General features: G+C 71.1%; 10 protein-coding genes. 1 reads left to right on the top strand and 9 read right to left on the bottom strand.

The window, feature by feature from the left end:
• Positions 1–52: 52 nt before the first annotated feature.
• The 6 genes from AC5P1C_RS09215 to AC5P1C_RS09190 all read right to left on the bottom strand — a co-directional run bounded on the left by AC5P1C_RS09215 (position 53) and on the right by AC5P1C_RS09190 (position 6,925).
• Entirely contained in the window at positions 53–1,615 is a 1,563-nt protein-coding gene (locus AC5P1C_RS09215; protein WP_493865196.1) for a protein kinase domain-containing protein, read from the bottom strand.
• Positions 1,616–1,617: 2 nt separating this feature from the next.
• Positions 1,618–2,184: a hypothetical protein gene (locus AC5P1C_RS09210; protein ID WP_493865195.1), complete on the bottom strand. Its 567-nt coding sequence runs from the start codon at positions 2,182–2,184 to the stop codon at positions 1,618–1,620.
• Between the two features lie 217 nt (positions 2,185–2,401).
• Complete coding sequence (locus AC5P1C_RS09205; RefSeq protein ID WP_493865194.1) at positions 2,402–4,537, bottom strand: N-6 DNA methylase; 2,136 nt, start codon at positions 4,535–4,537, stop codon at positions 2,402–2,404.
• A 165-nt stretch (positions 4,538–4,702) separates the two neighbouring features.
• A complete protein-coding gene (locus AC5P1C_RS09200) occupies positions 4,703–5,446 on the bottom strand; it encodes an N-acetyltransferase (protein WP_493865193.1) in 744 nt (247 codons plus the stop codon).
• 64 nt (positions 5,447–5,510) lie between these two features.
• Complete coding sequence (locus AC5P1C_RS09195; RefSeq protein WP_493865192.1) at positions 5,511–6,239, bottom strand: HNH endonuclease family protein; 729 nt, start codon at positions 6,237–6,239, stop codon at positions 5,511–5,513.
• The gene (locus AC5P1C_RS09190) at positions 6,236–6,925 is read right to left on the bottom strand and encodes an MOSC domain-containing protein (RefSeq protein ID WP_493865191.1); all 690 of its coding nucleotides are present in this window, start codon (positions 6,923–6,925) and stop codon (positions 6,236–6,238) included. The genes AC5P1C_RS09195 and AC5P1C_RS09190 overlap by 4 nt, the downstream gene beginning before the upstream one ends.
• 167 nt (positions 6,926–7,092) lie before the next feature.
• Between AC5P1C_RS09190 and AC5P1C_RS09185 the strand changes: the two genes are divergently transcribed.
• Positions 7,093–7,545, top strand: a complete 453-nt coding sequence (locus AC5P1C_RS09185) for a nuclear transport factor 2 family protein (RefSeq protein WP_493865190.1) — start codon at positions 7,093–7,095, stop codon at positions 7,543–7,545.
• 71 nt (positions 7,546–7,616) lie between these two features.
• Here AC5P1C_RS09185 and mfd read toward each other — a convergent pair whose 3' ends face one another.
• The 3 genes from mfd to AC5P1C_RS09170 all read right to left on the bottom strand — a co-directional run bounded on the left by mfd (position 7,617) and on the right by AC5P1C_RS09170 (position 14,798).
• Positions 7,617–11,147, bottom strand: coding sequence for a transcription-repair coupling factor (mfd, locus tag AC5P1C_RS09180; protein ID WP_493865189.1), 3,531 nt, complete (start codon positions 11,145–11,147; stop codon positions 7,617–7,619).
• A 280-nt stretch (positions 11,148–11,427) separates the two neighbouring features.
• Entirely contained in the window at positions 11,428–14,013 is a 2,586-nt protein-coding gene (locus AC5P1C_RS09175; protein ID WP_493865188.1) for an ABC transporter permease, read from the bottom strand.
• Positions 14,010–14,798 (bottom strand): ABC transporter ATP-binding protein, encoded by a 789-nt coding sequence (locus AC5P1C_RS09170; RefSeq protein ID WP_493865187.1) that lies wholly within the window; start codon positions 14,796–14,798, stop codon positions 14,010–14,012. Before AC5P1C_RS09170 ends, AC5P1C_RS09175 begins: the two co-directional genes overlap by 4 nt.
• Positions 14,799–14,863 lie beyond the last annotated feature (65 nt).

Below are 14,863 nucleotides of genomic sequence, written 5' to 3'. Positions count from 1 at the left end.
TATTCGACCAACGATTCTCGGAGAGTTGGGGCACCCTCGCGCCGAGCGGTCACTACCCGCGCACTTGTCCCAGCCACTGCAACGTACGCCGGATCTCCGCCGGGAACGGATGACCGACCCCGTGCATCCGCTCGGCGTCCATGAGCAGCCGCGCCAGCGTGTCGTGCGCCGCCGCCCGGTCGCCGAGGGCCAGGAGCAAGTGGCCGATGCGGCGGCGGATTTCCAAGGGGCGTTCGCGGTCGTCGGAGGCGTAGCGGTTCTCGTAGTACGGCAGGAGGGCGCGGTACTCCGCCAATGCCGCCGCCGGTTCGCCGAGCTGCTCCAGGCACTGCGCGGCCTCGTAGCGGAACTGGAGCGAGTGCGGGTCGGCCTGGCCGGACTCGGCGGCGCGTTCGTCGGCGAGGCGGCGCAGTTCGGGCAGGGCGCGGCGGTACTGGCCGTCGTCCATCAGCGTCGCCGCGTACTGCTTGCGCAGGGAGCGGACCACCGGGGAGTGCTCGCCGTGCTTGGCGGCGGCCGCGGGCAGGATCGAGCCGAGGATGTCCACAGCCTGTGTGATGCGGCCCTCGCCGAGGAGCCGCTTGACCTCGTCGACCGCGTGCACCACATCGGTGTGGCTGCCTGGGCCCTGACTCTGGTCGGGGCGGTCCGGCTGGATGGCGGGGGCGGCCGCCGGTGTCGCCGCTCGGTCGGGCCACGGCGCGTGCGGGCGCAGGAACGGGCGGGTGGGGTCCAGCGGGCCGCCGGTCGGGATGCCGCGCGCGGGCAGGAGAGGGGCCAGCTCCTCGTAGACCTCCTGGGCGCTCGCGTGCCGGTGCTGGGGGTCCTTGGCGAGCAGCCGGAGCACCAGGGCTTCGAGGGCCTCGGGGACCTCGGCGCGCAGGCGGCGGACGGGGAGCGGCGGTTCGTAGAGGTGGCGGTGGAGGACGCCGAGGGCGGTGGATCCGCTGAACGGCACGTCGCCACTGAGGAGTTCGTGCAGCAGGACGCCCAGGGCGTACAGGTCGGTGTACGGGCCGACCGCACCGCCCATCGCCTGCTCGGGGGCCATGTACGCGGGGCTGCCGATGGGCGAACCGGTGTGCGTGAGGCGAGTGGTGTCGGTGTCCATGACCGACGCGATGCCCAGGTCGAGGATGGAGACCGTGCCGTCCTGCTTGACCATCACGTTCCGCGGCTTCAGGTCGCGGTGCACGATCGGTACGGCGTGCACCGCGGAGAGCACGGCGCACAGCTGCGCGGCGATCGCGACGGCCCACTGCCACGGGTAGGGGTCGTGCTCGGCGAGGTGGTCGCCGAGGTCCGCCCCGTCGACGTACTGCATGACGAGGTAGAGGTCCTCGTCCTCCGTGCCCGCGTCGTGGACCGTGACCAGGCCCGGGTGGTCGACCTGGGCGGTGACGCGGCACTCGCGCACGAAGCGGCGGCGCAACTCCTCGGCCTCGGCGCCCGCGACCCGGTCGGGGCGCAGGAGCTTGACCGCGACACGGCGGTCGAGGCGTTGGTCGTACGCCGTCCAGACCTGGCCCATGCCGCCCTGGCCGATGAGCGTGGAGAGTTCGTAGCGTCCGGCGACGACACGGCCGCCCGCCCCCAGTGACGTCCCCGATGACACGGTCAGTTGCCGCCTTCCTGCTTACGCAGGTAGTCACTCAGCTCGTCGAGCTCGGCCTGTACTTGGTGGATGCGGGCCGGTGCGGGACGCGCGGGCGGGGGCGGCGTCTGCTGGACCGGCGGCTGGTGCAGCTGCGTGGGCTGGGGGTGGACGGGGGCGGTGCCCTGCTGCTGCGGATAGCCGTAGGCGGGCCGCGGGCTTGCGTAGCCCCCGTACTGCGGCTGCTGGAGGCGGTTGAAGTGCCGTATGTCCGCGTACAGGTAGTAGGGGACGCTGGCCACCAGCGTGCTCAGCAGGAGCACCATGCCCGCGTTGCCCGGCCCCTGGAACTCGTCCGCGCCCGGGTCGATGCCGACGAGCACGAGTGCCGTCACGTCGAGCGCGGTCACCAGGGCGAAGATGGCCCAGTCGTACGACTTGCGCGTCACGATGACGAGCCGCAGCATCGGCGCCCAGGCGAGCAGACCGCAGGTGATGGTGGCGAGGACCACGAACACCACGCGCAGCGTCACATGTGTGCTGCCGGAGGTCGGCTGCGGTTGCTGCGGCGCGTAGCCGTGGCCGTGCATGGCTGCTCCTGGTGCCTGATGCGGCCGCGCGTTCGCCTGGGGGAACGCACGGCCGGGAGTCGAAATACGAACGAATGCAGATCCGAGCGTATAGGCCGACAAGGAGAAGCGGTCCCGGGTTGTACCGAACCGTTGCCGTACTGGTCACGTCCTGGTCACGTCCGGATCGCGGCTCCCCGCGGAACCGGTCGTATCGTTCCGGCGGAACCCGGACGGGTCACTCCGGCGGAAGCGTGCCGTCCGTCAGCCCGTCGTGCAGCCCCCGCACCAACTGCTCGCCGAGCCTGCCCGCGAGCCGCAGGGCGTCCTCGAAGGCGGCGAGTGCGCGGAACCGCTCTCCGTAGCCACGCTGTCCGTCGAGCGGCAGGCGCGGGACCTGGAGGCGGCGGACGTCGAGCCGGGCGGTGGTGGACGCGTAGCTGCTCGCCTGTCGGTTGTTGGCGGTGCCGCGCAGGAACCCGGCGAGGAACCAGGGGTCCAGGGCGGCCGGTTCGGGGCGCAGGAGGATGAGCCCACGGCCGAGTACGGCTCCCGCCGTGGCCTCGTCGACGACGCGGGCGGCGGTGCCGCCGCCGGATGCGGGGATGACGACGTCGCCGGGCCGGGTCACTACGGAGTCGGAAACGGAGTCGGAGTCGGAGTCAGCATCTGAGGGGGCCCTCTCAGGGATACCCGCAGGGATACCGGAAGCGTTACCGGAAGGCGCCGTTCCGAGCAGCACGTCGTGCTCGGTGAGGACGCGGGCGCTCGGCGCCCCGGGGCCCGTTCCCGTCCCCGTCCCCGTACGCAGCAACAGCGCACCCGTGCGGGCGAGTTCAGCCACCGTGGTGATCGGCCAGCGGGCCGCGTCGCCCGCCTCCGCGGGCGGCGGCATGAGGTCGGCCGTCCGCCGCACCGCGTCGCCGAGCCGTTCGCGGACGGCCGTCAGCTCCTCGAGGCCGCCGCTCGCGGCCGGTGGCGGCAGGCGGCGGGCCGGTGCCAGGTCGACCTCGTCGTCGAGGAGTTCGAGGACCGGCACGCCGCGGGCGAGACCGGGCTGTTCGTCGACGGTGCCGTGCCGGTCGAAGCGGTGCCAGACGTCCACCACGGCGTCCTGCACCGCCCGCCACACCTGCCGGTCCCTGCCGTCGGCGGCTGCGAGCCCCGCCGTCTCGACGAGAAGCAGCTCGGGCGACGCGGCCTGCGCGCCGGGCACCGGCCTCTTCAGGACCCACACGTGCAGCGGGATGTTGTACGGGGGCGCCGCACCGGCAGGCAGGGCGATCACGGCGCGCAGGGCGCCGCGACGGAGCAGGTCGGCACGGACCCGGCGCCCGGAGCGGCGGGACGCCGCGGCGGGCGGCATCAGGACGACAGCGGTGCCACCGTCCTTCAGCCTGGCCAACGCGTGCTGGACCCAGGCGAGTTCGGACTCCGTACGGGCCGGGAAGCCGTACTCCCACCGGGGGTCGTAGGCGAGTTCGTCGTGCCCCCAGTTGCGCTCGTTGAACGGCGGGTGGCAGAGCACGGCGTCCGCATGTGTGTCCCCGAAAGCATCCGCGCGCAGGGTGTCGGCTGCGGCGGCGCGCACGGTGGCGTCGGAGTGCAGGGCAAGGCGCAGCGCGGTGAGGGCGGCGAGTTCGGGGGCGCTGTCCTGGCCGTAGAGGGACTGGTCGGGTCGCGGAGCGACGGCTCGCAGCAGAGCGCCGGTGCCACAGGCCGGGTCGAGCACGGTCCGCGCGGGACCGGCGAGCGCGGCCATCAGGTCGGCGGGGCCGGACGGAGTGAGCGTGTACTGCCGGGGGTTGGCGTCGATGTGCCGCCCGACCAGGAACTCGTACGTCTGCCGGGCCCCCAGCTCGGAGGCGAGCTCGGCCACGCCGCGCAGCAGGGGGACGGAGGGCAGGAGCCGCGCGGCGTCCGGGATGCGCACGGCCTGTCCGCCGGTGGCCGGGGGGAGAGCCGCGGATGCGCCGAACCGAGCGTTGACCACCTCCGCAAGCACCCCCGAAAGCAACTCCGCCATGCGCTCGTCCGACACCGCGCTCACCTTGAGCCAGTCCGTGTGACGGTCGCGTACGAGGAGCAAGACGCACCCGGAGTGGAGGAGAGCGGTGACCGGGCCCGCGGGGTGGCCCGCGAGGTGCTGCCAGACGCGTTCCCTGAGCGGTACTTCGCCGAGCCTTCCCAGCTTGCCCTGCGTGCGCAGCCACTCCTCGATCTCCGTGAGCGGGAAGGAGGGGCTGGTCTCGGTGCCGCCGACGGGCTTGGGGAAGTCGGGGTGGCGGCGGCGCCAGTTGCTGACGGCCGCCCGGCCGACTCCGGCGAGCCGGGCTATCCCGGCGGCGGTCACCTCTGTCGCGTCGCCCCGCACCGGCCGGCTCCTCTCGGTCCCACTGCCCGCCGCGAGCATGTCCGCCGCGGCGCTGTGGCGCCGAGCATACCCACCCGGGCAGAACAGCTCGCTTCACACCCGTTTACGCATCATCCAGGCTTGGTTGGGTTGACCCGGTTCACAAGGAGCGGTGTTCGTCACGGCTCACAGCACGTGCCGCACCCACACATTCGGCTCCACGTACACCGCGTACCCGCGCTCAGGCTCGCAGTGCACCGGCACCAGCGCGCCCGGCACCTCGACGGCGCCCGCCGTGTCGAACGGCAGCCCCGTCCACGTCCGCCACTGCGCGGTCGAACCGGACACCGTCATGGACGCGTGCGCCACCTTCGCGATGACGCCGCCCGCCCGCACGTGCACCCGCAGCCACGGGTCGGCGGGAAGGCCGTCGTCGCGCTTGCGCTGCGCGTACGTGTCGATCAGCTCGGCCGGTTCGAGGTGCTTGGCGTTCGGGCGCACCGGGGCGACGACTTCCGCGAAGCCACGCGCGCGTGCGTTCTCGCGCAGCGCGCCGAGCATCCGCCCGGACACGCCCTGCCCGAGGTACTCCTTCGCCACGGTGATCTCGATCGCGCTCACCGTGTCGGGCTTCCTGCCGTGCCGCAGGTCCGAGAACGCCCACAGCATGACCTGGTCCCAGCCGCCGTCCGGCAGCTCACCGCGCCCGTCGGCCCGCAGCGCGAACGGCACGCTGAACGCCTTGGCCGCGACCGCGCCCCGCTCGTCCGTGGCGACCAGGACGTACTCGGGAAGATCCTTGACGATCCGCCCGATCATCGACCACGCGATCGGGTCGTTGCCGATGAACTCCGGCCAGGTGTCGTCCATCTCCCAGAGGGGTCCGGCTAGTTCGGGCCGCTCGGCCAGCGTCGTGATCTTCAGGTCCATGCCCCGGACGGTAGCGGGCGCGGCCCCACCTGTTAAGCCATTTTCCTCTCCGTACGAGGAGACCTCAGCGCGCGTGGAACCGCCCGGGAGCCGCCGTCGGGCTGTCCCCGGTCGGCAGCTTCTCCTGCGGGCAGCCGGACAGGACCCGCTGCATGGCGTCCCGCTCGGCGCCCGTCACCCACACCCCGTACTTCTTCTTCACCGCCACCTGCCGCGCGACATACGTGCACCGGTACCCCTTGTCCGGCGGCAGCCAGGTGGCCGTGTCGCCGTCCCCCTTGCCGCGGTTGGGGCCCGCATCGACGGCCAGGAGGTTGAGCGGGTCGTTGGCGAAGGCGATGCGCTTGCTCGGCTCCCACGTGCCCGCGCCCTTCTGCCAGGCGTCCGAGAGGGCGACGAGATGGTCTATGTCGACCTGGCTGCGACCGCGCACGAACGTCACGTCCTCGCCGGTGTACGGGTCGGGCTTCAGCACCCCGGATGACACCTCGCAGTCCCCGCCGTCGCGGTACTTCACGTCCTCCAGGTCGCGCTTGAGGATGTCGTCGCGGGTGCCGCAGCCGTTGGAGTCCGTGTCGGCCCAGGGGCTGCCGAACCGGTCGCGGTCGTAACCGGTCTTGGGCGCACGGCCCTTGACGGTGAGCGCGTCGACGGCGGCGAGCGCGGGTCCTGCCTTGGCGTCGGGCCCGGCGGAGCCGCCGCCCTGCTTCTCGGGAGTGCAGCCGGTGACGGTTCCGGCGACGGCGAGCGCGAGCAGCAGCGCGGTCCGAACTCCCTTGCCACGCACGCTCACTGGGCGGTCACCTGCGCCCCGAGCGCGAGTTCGCCGGGCGTCACGACGTCGGCGTACACGCCGATGCACATGTCGCGCGACGCGGTGAGCGTCTTCAGGATGCGGCTGTCGGCCGGGAGTCCGCGCTGGGCCTGGGTGGTCATGACGCAGCGGTCGATGCGCTTGGTGACGCGCAGGCGCAGGCCGCCGTCGAAGCGGATCTCCCGCCCGACCCAGTCCTCCTCGATCCACGGCTCGTCGGTCCCGATCACGATGTTCTTGCGCAGACGGCGTACGTCTACGGGGTCGACATCGCCGAGCAGCTCACCGAGCGCGCGCAGCGACGCCGTGCCGACGAGTGAGACGGCGCCCGCGTCCTGATGGCTCGCTTGGCCCTCGCGGACCAACTCCGCGCCGTGGCCGAAGAGTTCGCCGATGCGGGGGTCGCCGGGCCGCAGCGTCTCGCCGTCCGGCGTGGTGACCACGGGGCCGTCGCCCTCGTACGTGGCGGTGTGCTCCAGCATCCCCGGCGTCCGCCGGAACCGGCGGTGGTCCTTGCCGCTCCCCAGCTTCCCGTCCTCGTACCGCAGGGCCCGCAGCCGGTCACCGGCCACACCCCGCTCGTCGACGACGAGCCGCTCGCGCTCCTCCCCCAGCATCGACTTCACCGGAAAACAGACGAGCCCGACAACAGCCCCAAGCCCCACGGCACTTCCCCTCCCCTGACCCACATGCTCACGTCCCTCGCCGCCACCGTACCGAGTGACTGGTTTAGACCATATCGTTCCCTGTCTTACCTCCGGCGTAATCGACCCCTCATCGGCGCTGCGGAAGTATCGACGGCAGCCGCAGGAAGACCGACCGAGGAGTCCGGATGACGACCGCCAAGACCACCAAGACCTCAGAGGCCACCGAGACCACCACCGAAGACGCCACCCGCGCCGCCGTCCAGGCCTTCCTGGGATACCGGCTGACCGGCGACACCGAGGGCCTGGCCGCCCTGTTCGCCGATGAGGTCGACTGGCTGCTCGCGGAGAACCCGAGCGTGCCGTGGATCCGGCCGCGGTCCACCGCCGCCGAGTGCGCGGCCCAGTCCGCCGAACTCGCCGCGCACCTGGTGCCGGACTCGGCGGGCGCGACCGCCGACACCCTCGTCGTCGAGGGCGCGGAGGCCGTGATCCTCGGTCGCCTCTGGGGCACCGTGCACGCCACGGGCAAGTCCTTCGAGGGGCCCTTCGCGCTGCGGCTCTCGGTCGAGGACGGGCGGATCACACGGCATCACCTCTACGAGAACAGCCTGTCGATCGCCGAGGCCTGCACCCCCTGACGCGCACCGCCCCTGTCCCCCTATCAGGGCGCCGCCGTGGGCCCCGGTCCGCGCCGGGGCCCACGGCGGTCTCAAGAACCCACGATCGTCGTCAAGAACTCCCCGACCCAGCCCAGGAGTTCACGCCCGACCAACGGCTTTCCGCCGACCTTCGCCGTCTTCGGGCGCGGGACGAGGAGCTGGTGCGCGTTCGCCTTGATGACCGTGCCGGGGTAGAGCCGCTTGAGCCTGAGCTCCTGCGACTCGCGCAGCTCCACCGGGGCGAAGCGGATGTTGTTGCCCTGCAGCACGATCTCGCCGACCCCGCACGCGCGGGACAGCATGCGCAGGCCCGCCACCAGGAGAAGGTTCTCCACGGGCTCCGGCAACTTGCCGTAGCGGTCGGTGAGTTCCTCGCGCACCGCCTTGACGTCCTGCTCGCTGCTCGCCGACGCGATGGAGCGGTAGGCCGCGAGGCGCAGCCGCTCGCCGGGGGCGTAGTCGTGCGGGACATGCGCGTCGACCGGCAGCTCGACCTTGACCTCCAGCGGCGGCTCCTCCTCCACGCCGCCCTCCAGGGACGCGCGGTAGTCGGCCACCGCCTCGCCCACCATGCGTACGTAGAGGTCGAAGCCGACGCCCGCGATGTGCCCCGACTGTTCGCCGCCCAGGAGGTTGCCCGCGCCTCGGATCTCCAGGTCCTTCATCGCCACGTACATGCCCGCGCCCATCTCCGTGTGCTGGGCGATCGTGGCGAGGCGTTCGTGGGCGGTCTCCGTGAGGGGCTTCTCCGGCGGGTAGAGGAAGTACGAGTAGCCGCGCTCGCGGCCTCGGCCCACTCGGCCTCGCAGCTGGTGGAGCTGGGAGAGGCCGAAGTTGTCGCCGCGTTCGACGATCAGCGTGTTGGCGTTGGAGATGTCGATGCCCGATTCGACGATCGTCGTCGAGACGAGCACGTCGAACTTCTTCTCCCAGAAGTCCACCACCACTTGTTCCAGGGCCTGTTCGGACATCTGGCCGTGCGCGGTGGCGATGCGGGCCTCCGGGACGATGTCCCGCAGCCTCGCCGCTGCCCGGTCGATCGATTCCACCCTGTTGTGGATGTAGAAGACCTGGCCCTCGCGCAGCAGTTCGCGGCGGATGGCCGCGCCGATCTGCTTCTCCTCGTAGGGACCGACGAAGGTCAGGACGGGGTGGCGCTCCTCGGGGGGCGTGGTGATCGTCGACATCTCGCGGATGCCGGTCACGGCCATTTCGAGGGTGCGCGGGATCGGCGTGGCCGACATCGTCAGGACGTCGACGTTCGCGCGCAGCTTCTTCAGCTGCTCCTTGTGCTCGACGCCGAAGCGCTGCTCCTCGTCGACGATGACCAGGCCCAGGTCCTTGAACTTCGTCTCGGAGGAGAAGAGGCGGTGCGTGCCGATGACGATGTCGACCGAGCCGTCACTCAGGCCCTCCAGGGTGGCCTTGGACTCGGTCTCCGTCTGGAAGCGGCTCAACGCCCGCACCTTGACGGGGAATTGGGAGTAGCGCTCGGAGAACGTGCCGAAGTGCTGCTGCACCAGGAGCGTCGTCGGGACCAGGACCGCGACCTGCTTGCCGTCCTGGACGGCCTTGAAGGCGGCGCGGACCGCGATCTCCGTCTTGCCGTAGCCGACGTCGCCACAGATCAGGCGGTCCATCGGGACCGTCTTCTCCATGTCGTCCTTCACCTCGGCGATGGTGGTGAGCTGGTCGGGCGTCTCCACGTACGGGAAGGCGTCCTCCAGCTCTCGCTGCCAGGGGGTGTCGGGGGCGAAGGCGTGGCCGGGGGCGGCCATGCGGGCGCTGTAGAGCTTGATGAGGTCGGCGGCGATCTCCTTGACCGCCTTCTTCGCGCGCGCCTTCGTCTTCGTCCAGTCGGCGCCGCCCAGGCGGTGCAGGGTGGGGGCCTCGCCGCCGACGTACTTGGTGATCTGCTCCAGCTGGTCGGTGGGGATGTAGAGGCGGTCGCCGGGCTGGCCGCGCTTGGCGGGGGCGTACTCGACGACCAGGTACTCGCGGGTGGCGTTCTGGACGGTGCGCTGCACCATCTCGATGTAGCGGCCGACGCCGTGCTGCTCGTGGACGATGTAGTCGCCGGTCTCCAGGGTGAGCGGGTCGATCGTCTTCCTGCGGCGGGCGGGCATCCGCTGGCCGTCCTTGCCGGCCGCCTTCTGTCCCGAGAGGTCGGTCTCGGTGAGGACGGCGAGCTTGAGGGCCGGGTCCAGGAAGCCGTAGTCGATCGAGCCGCAGGAGACGTGCACGACGGAGGGCGTGAGCTCGCTGAGGTCGGCGTCGAGGCGGGCGGCGATGCCTTCGCCGCCCAGGACCTCGACGGTGCGGGCGGCGGGCCCGTGGCCTTCCGTCACATAGACGGTGCGCCAGCCGTCGGCGAGCCAGCCCTTGGTGTCGGCGAGAGCCTTCGCGGTGTCGCCGCGGTAGGTCTCGGTGGCGTGCATGCCGAGCTTGAGGGTGTCGTCGTCAAGGTCCTCGTCGGCGGCGAAGGGAGAGACGGACCACCACATCATGCCGAGGTCGCTCGCGTGATCGCGGACGTCGGCGATGCCCCAGAGGGAGGCCGCGCCCACGTCGATGGGCGCCTCTCCGCCGCCCGCGGTCGCGGCCCAGCTGGCCTGGAGGAACTCCTGAGAGGTCGCCACAAGGTCGGCCGCGCGGGTGCGCACGCGCTCGGGATCGCAGACCACGGCCATGCTCTGCGCGGGCAGGACGTCGAGCAGCAGCTCCATGTCGTCGACCAGGACCGGCGCGAGGGACTCCATGCCCTCGACGGCGATACCTTCGGCGATCTTGCCGAGGAGCTCACCGAGCTCGGGGTGCGCCTCGGCGAGCGCGGCGGCCCGCTCCCGAACCTCGTCCGTCAGGAGCAGCTCGCGGCAGGGCGGGGCCCACAGGCCGTGGTCGGCGACCTCCAGGGAGCGCTGGTCGGCGACCTTGAAGTAGCGGATCTCCTCGACGTCATCGCCCCAGAACTCGACGCGGAGCGGGTGCTCCTCGGTCGGCGGGAAGACGTCCAGGATGCCGCCGCGCACGGCGAACTCGCCGCGCTTCTCGACCAGCTCCACGCGGGAGTACGCGGCTGCCGCGAGGGCCTCCACGGTTTCGTTCAGGTCCGTGGTCTCGCCGGTGCGCAGGGCGACGGGCTCCAGGTCACCCAGGCCCTTGACCTGCGGCTGGAGGACCGAGCGGACGGGGGCGACGATGACGGAGACACGGCCCGTCTCGGGGTCGTCCGGGCGCGGGTGCGCCAGGCGGCGCAGGACCGCGAGGCGGCGGCCGACGGTGTCGGAGCGGGGCGAGAGGCGCTCGTGCGGGAGCGTCTCCCAGGAGGGGTACTCGGCGATGGTGTCCGGCGGCAGGATCGTGCGCAGGGCGGCCGCCAGGTCCTCGGCCTCGCGACCGGTCGCCGTCACGGCGAGGACGGTGCGGTTCGTCTCGCGGGCGAGGGCCGCGATGGCGAAGGGCCGGGCGGCGGGCGGACCGACCAGGTCTACGTGGGTGCGGTTGCCGTCCTTGCCGGCCTTGACCGCTTCGGCGAGTGCGGAGTCCTTGACGACAGCGTCGAGCAGACCGTGCAGGCTCATGTTGGGCTTTCGCTTTCCGTCCAGGTTCTGGGGCGCGTGGGGCAACGCGAACCGCCCGGCACGTCGTACGGGCCGGGGGATCTCCAGCGTACGACTACGGACTGACAGCCGCCGCACGGAAAGTGTTTATCCGGCCCGTCCGGCGTTTGAGGACCGGGGTCCGGGGCGGAGCCCCAGGAACGGCGCGGCGGCCGGACGAGGCCGGACCGGTACACACGAGTCGGCCCCCGGCAGGCACCGCCTGCCGGGGGCCGACTCTCCCGCACCCCCGTAGCGGGAGCTACTCCGTGGCGATCGCGTTCAGGACGTTCATCCGGCCCGCCCTGAAGGCGGGGACGAGCGCCGCGAACAGGCCCACGAACGCCGAGCCGATGAAGACCGTGATGATCGTCGGCCAGGGGATCTCCAGGACCTTCAGGCCCTCAAGGGCCAGGAGCTTCTGGGCCGTCGCTCCCCAGCCCAGGCCGAGGCCCAGGCCGAGCAGCGCGCCGAAGAGGGCGATGACCACCGACTCCATGCGGATCATGCGGCGGAGCTGGCGGCGGGAGAGGCCGATCGCCCGCATCAGGCCGATCTCACGGGTGCGCTCGACCACCGAGAGGGCCAGGGTGTTCACCACGCCCAGGATCGCGACGATGATCGCGAGACCGAGCAGACCGTAGACCATGTTCAGCATCTGGCCGACCTGGTCCTTCAGGGTCTGCTTGAAGTCGGTCTGGTCCATGACCTTGTACTGCGGGTAGTCGGACATGGCCGCCTTCAGCGACGTGTACGCCGCGTCCTGCCGGCCCTCCGCCGCCTTGGCGAACATGATCTCGTTCGGCGGCATCCGGTCTGCGGGCACGTACTTCTCGGCGGTCGCGATGTTCACGTACATCGCGCCCTGGTCGATCGTCGACTCGCTCGACGTGATGGCGCGGACGGTCATCTCGCCGGTCCTGCCGTGGTCGAAGGCGAGCTTCACCTTGTCGCCGAGTGCGATGCCGTGGTCCTTGGCGAAGTCCTCGCCGACCGACATGGAGTCCGGCTTGTAGGCGTCGGCGAGCTTGCCCGCGACGGTCTCGCTGCGCAGGTCCTGTGCGTACGTAGCGTCGGCGGCGCTCAGGCCCACTTCCTTGGCGGTCTTGCCGTTCGGGGCGGTCAGGTCCGCCTTGATGTCCTTGTACTGGGTGATGTGGGCGATGTGGTCGGCCTTCTCCAGGGACTTCGCGGCCTTCGGCGTGATCGCCTGGCCGTTGTCGGACTGGATGATGAAGTCCGCGCCGACCGACTTGTCGAGCTCGTCCGTGGCCGATGCGACCATCGAGGAGCCGACCACGGAGAGGCAGGCGACAAGCGCGAGGCCGATCATCAGGGCCGCGCCTGTGGCACCGGTGCGGCGCGGGTTGCGCAGGGCGTTGCGCTCGGCCATCCGTCCGATGGGGCCGAACCACCGCAGCAGTACGGCGCTGATGACGCGGACCACGCCGTTCGCGAGGACCGGGCCGATGACGACGAAGCCGATGAGGGTGAGGACCACGCCACCGCCGAGGAAGAGCGAGCCCTCGCTCGCCTTGTCCGCCTGGGACGCGGTGTAGAGGCCGAATACGCCCGCGCCGGTGAGGACCAGGCCGATGACCGCGCGCAGGGCGCTGGCCCGGCCGTCGGCCGGTGTCCCCGCGTCGCGCAGGGCGGCCATCGGGGAGACCTTGGCGGCGCGCCGTGCCGGGAGGTAGGCGGCGAGGACGGTGACGACGATGCCGAGGACCATGCCGACCACGGGGGTCGTCCACTTGACCGTGAGGTCCTGCGTGGACAGTTCCATGCCCATGCCGGACATGAGCTGCATCAGGCCGACGGCGAGCCCGACGCCCGCGCCGACACCCAGGACCGAGCCGATGACGCCGAGAAGAAGCGCCTCGACGAGCACGGAGCGGTTGACCTGCTTGCGGCTGGAGCCGATGGCGCGCATCAGGCCGATCTCGCGGGTGCGCTGGGCGACCAGCATCGAGAAGGTGTTGATGATGAGGAAGATGCCGACGAGGAAGGCGATCCCGGCGAAGCCGAGCATCGCGTACTTCATGACGTCCAGGAAGCCGCTGACGCTCTTGCGGTTGTCGTCCGAGCTCTCCTTCTGCGTCTTGACCTCGTACGCGGAGGCGTCCGCGCCCATGGTCTCGCCGACGTTCCGCTTGAGGACGGTGTCGCTGACGCCCGCGTCGGCGGTCACGTTGACGTGCGTGAACCGGCCGGTGGCGCCCAGGAGTTCGCGCTGTGCGGTCGCGGTGTCGAAGTAGACGATCGCCGCGCCGGGGTTGGTCACCTTGAAGGTGGCTATGCCGGAGATCTGCGCGGTGTGGTCGCCGGTGACGGCGATGGTGCGCAGCTCGTCACCGATCTTGAGGTGGTGCTTGTCCGCGGTGTCGGCGTCGATCATCACGTCGGTGGGTCCGCGCGGGGCGTGCCCGGAGGTGATGTCCATCGAACGCAGGTCGTTGTGCGTCCAGTTGCCCGCGATGGTCGGGCCGCCGCCGGTCGGACCGACGTTCTTCTTCTCGGAGTTGACGACGGTGACGCTCTCGCTGACGACCGCGCCCTCGGCGGACTTGGCGCCTTGCGCCTTCTTCGCCTGCTCGACGACGGAGGCGGGCATCGACTCGGGCTTGCCCGTGTCGGGCCGGTCGCCCGGGTCCGTCGCGGACTTGGAGGTGACGGTGACGTCGGCGGACGTCGCGGCGAAGAGCTTGTCGAACGTCGTGTTCATCGTGTCGGAGAAGACGAGCGTGCCGCAGACGAACGCCACCGACAGGACCACGGCCACGGCGGAGAGCGCCATGCGGCCCTTGTGCGCGAAGAAGTTGCGCATGGAGGTCTTGAGGACGGTCATGACGTACGCCCCCGCGCGTCGAAGTCCTTCATGCGGTCCAGGACGGTCTCGGCGGTCGGCGCGTACATCTCGTCGACGATCCGGCCGTCAGCGAGGTAGAGCACCCGGTCCGCGTACGAGGCCGCCACCGGGTCGTGCGTGACCATCACGATGGTCTGGCCCAGCTCGGTCACCGACTTGCGCAGGAAGCCCAACACCTCCGCTCCCGCACGGGAGTCGAGGTTTCCGGTCGGCTCGTCACCGAAGATGATCTCGGGCCGCGCGGCCAGGGCGCGGGCCACGGCGACGCGCTGCTGCTGGCCGCCGGAGAGCTCGGTCGGACGGTGCTTGAGACGCCCCGCGAGGCCGACGGTCTCCACGACCTGGTCGAGCCAGCCGCGGTCGGGCTTGCGGCCCGCGATGTCCATCGGGAGCGTGATGTTCTCGATGGCGTTGAGCGTCGGCAGGAGGTTGAACGCCTGGAAGATGAAGCCGATCCGGTCCCGGCGCAGCTGCGTGAGCTTCTTGTCCTTCAGGCCGGTGATCTCGGTCTCGTCGAGGTAGATGTGCCCGGAGGAGACGGTGTCGAGGCCCGCGAGGCAGTGCATCAGGGTCGACTTGCCGGAGCCGGAGGGGCCCATGATCGCGGTGAACTGCCCGCGGGCGATGTCCACGTCGATCTCGTCGAGCGCGACGACCCGGGTCTCCCCGGTTCCGTACGCCTTCACGACCTGGCGCGCCCGTGCCGCCACGGCCGTACGCCCTCCAGTGCCCCCGTGCCTGGGAATGGTTACAGCCGATGTCACGGTAAGTCTCCTAAGTCGGTTGTGCGGTGGGTCAGGTGTGTTCGCTACGCATAAAGAGTCTGGTG

It is taken from the genome of Streptomyces sp. A18, assembly GCF_059026065.1.
Note: the sequence above shows the minus strand (reverse complement) of the source record. Positions and strands in the feature narration are given on the sequence as shown.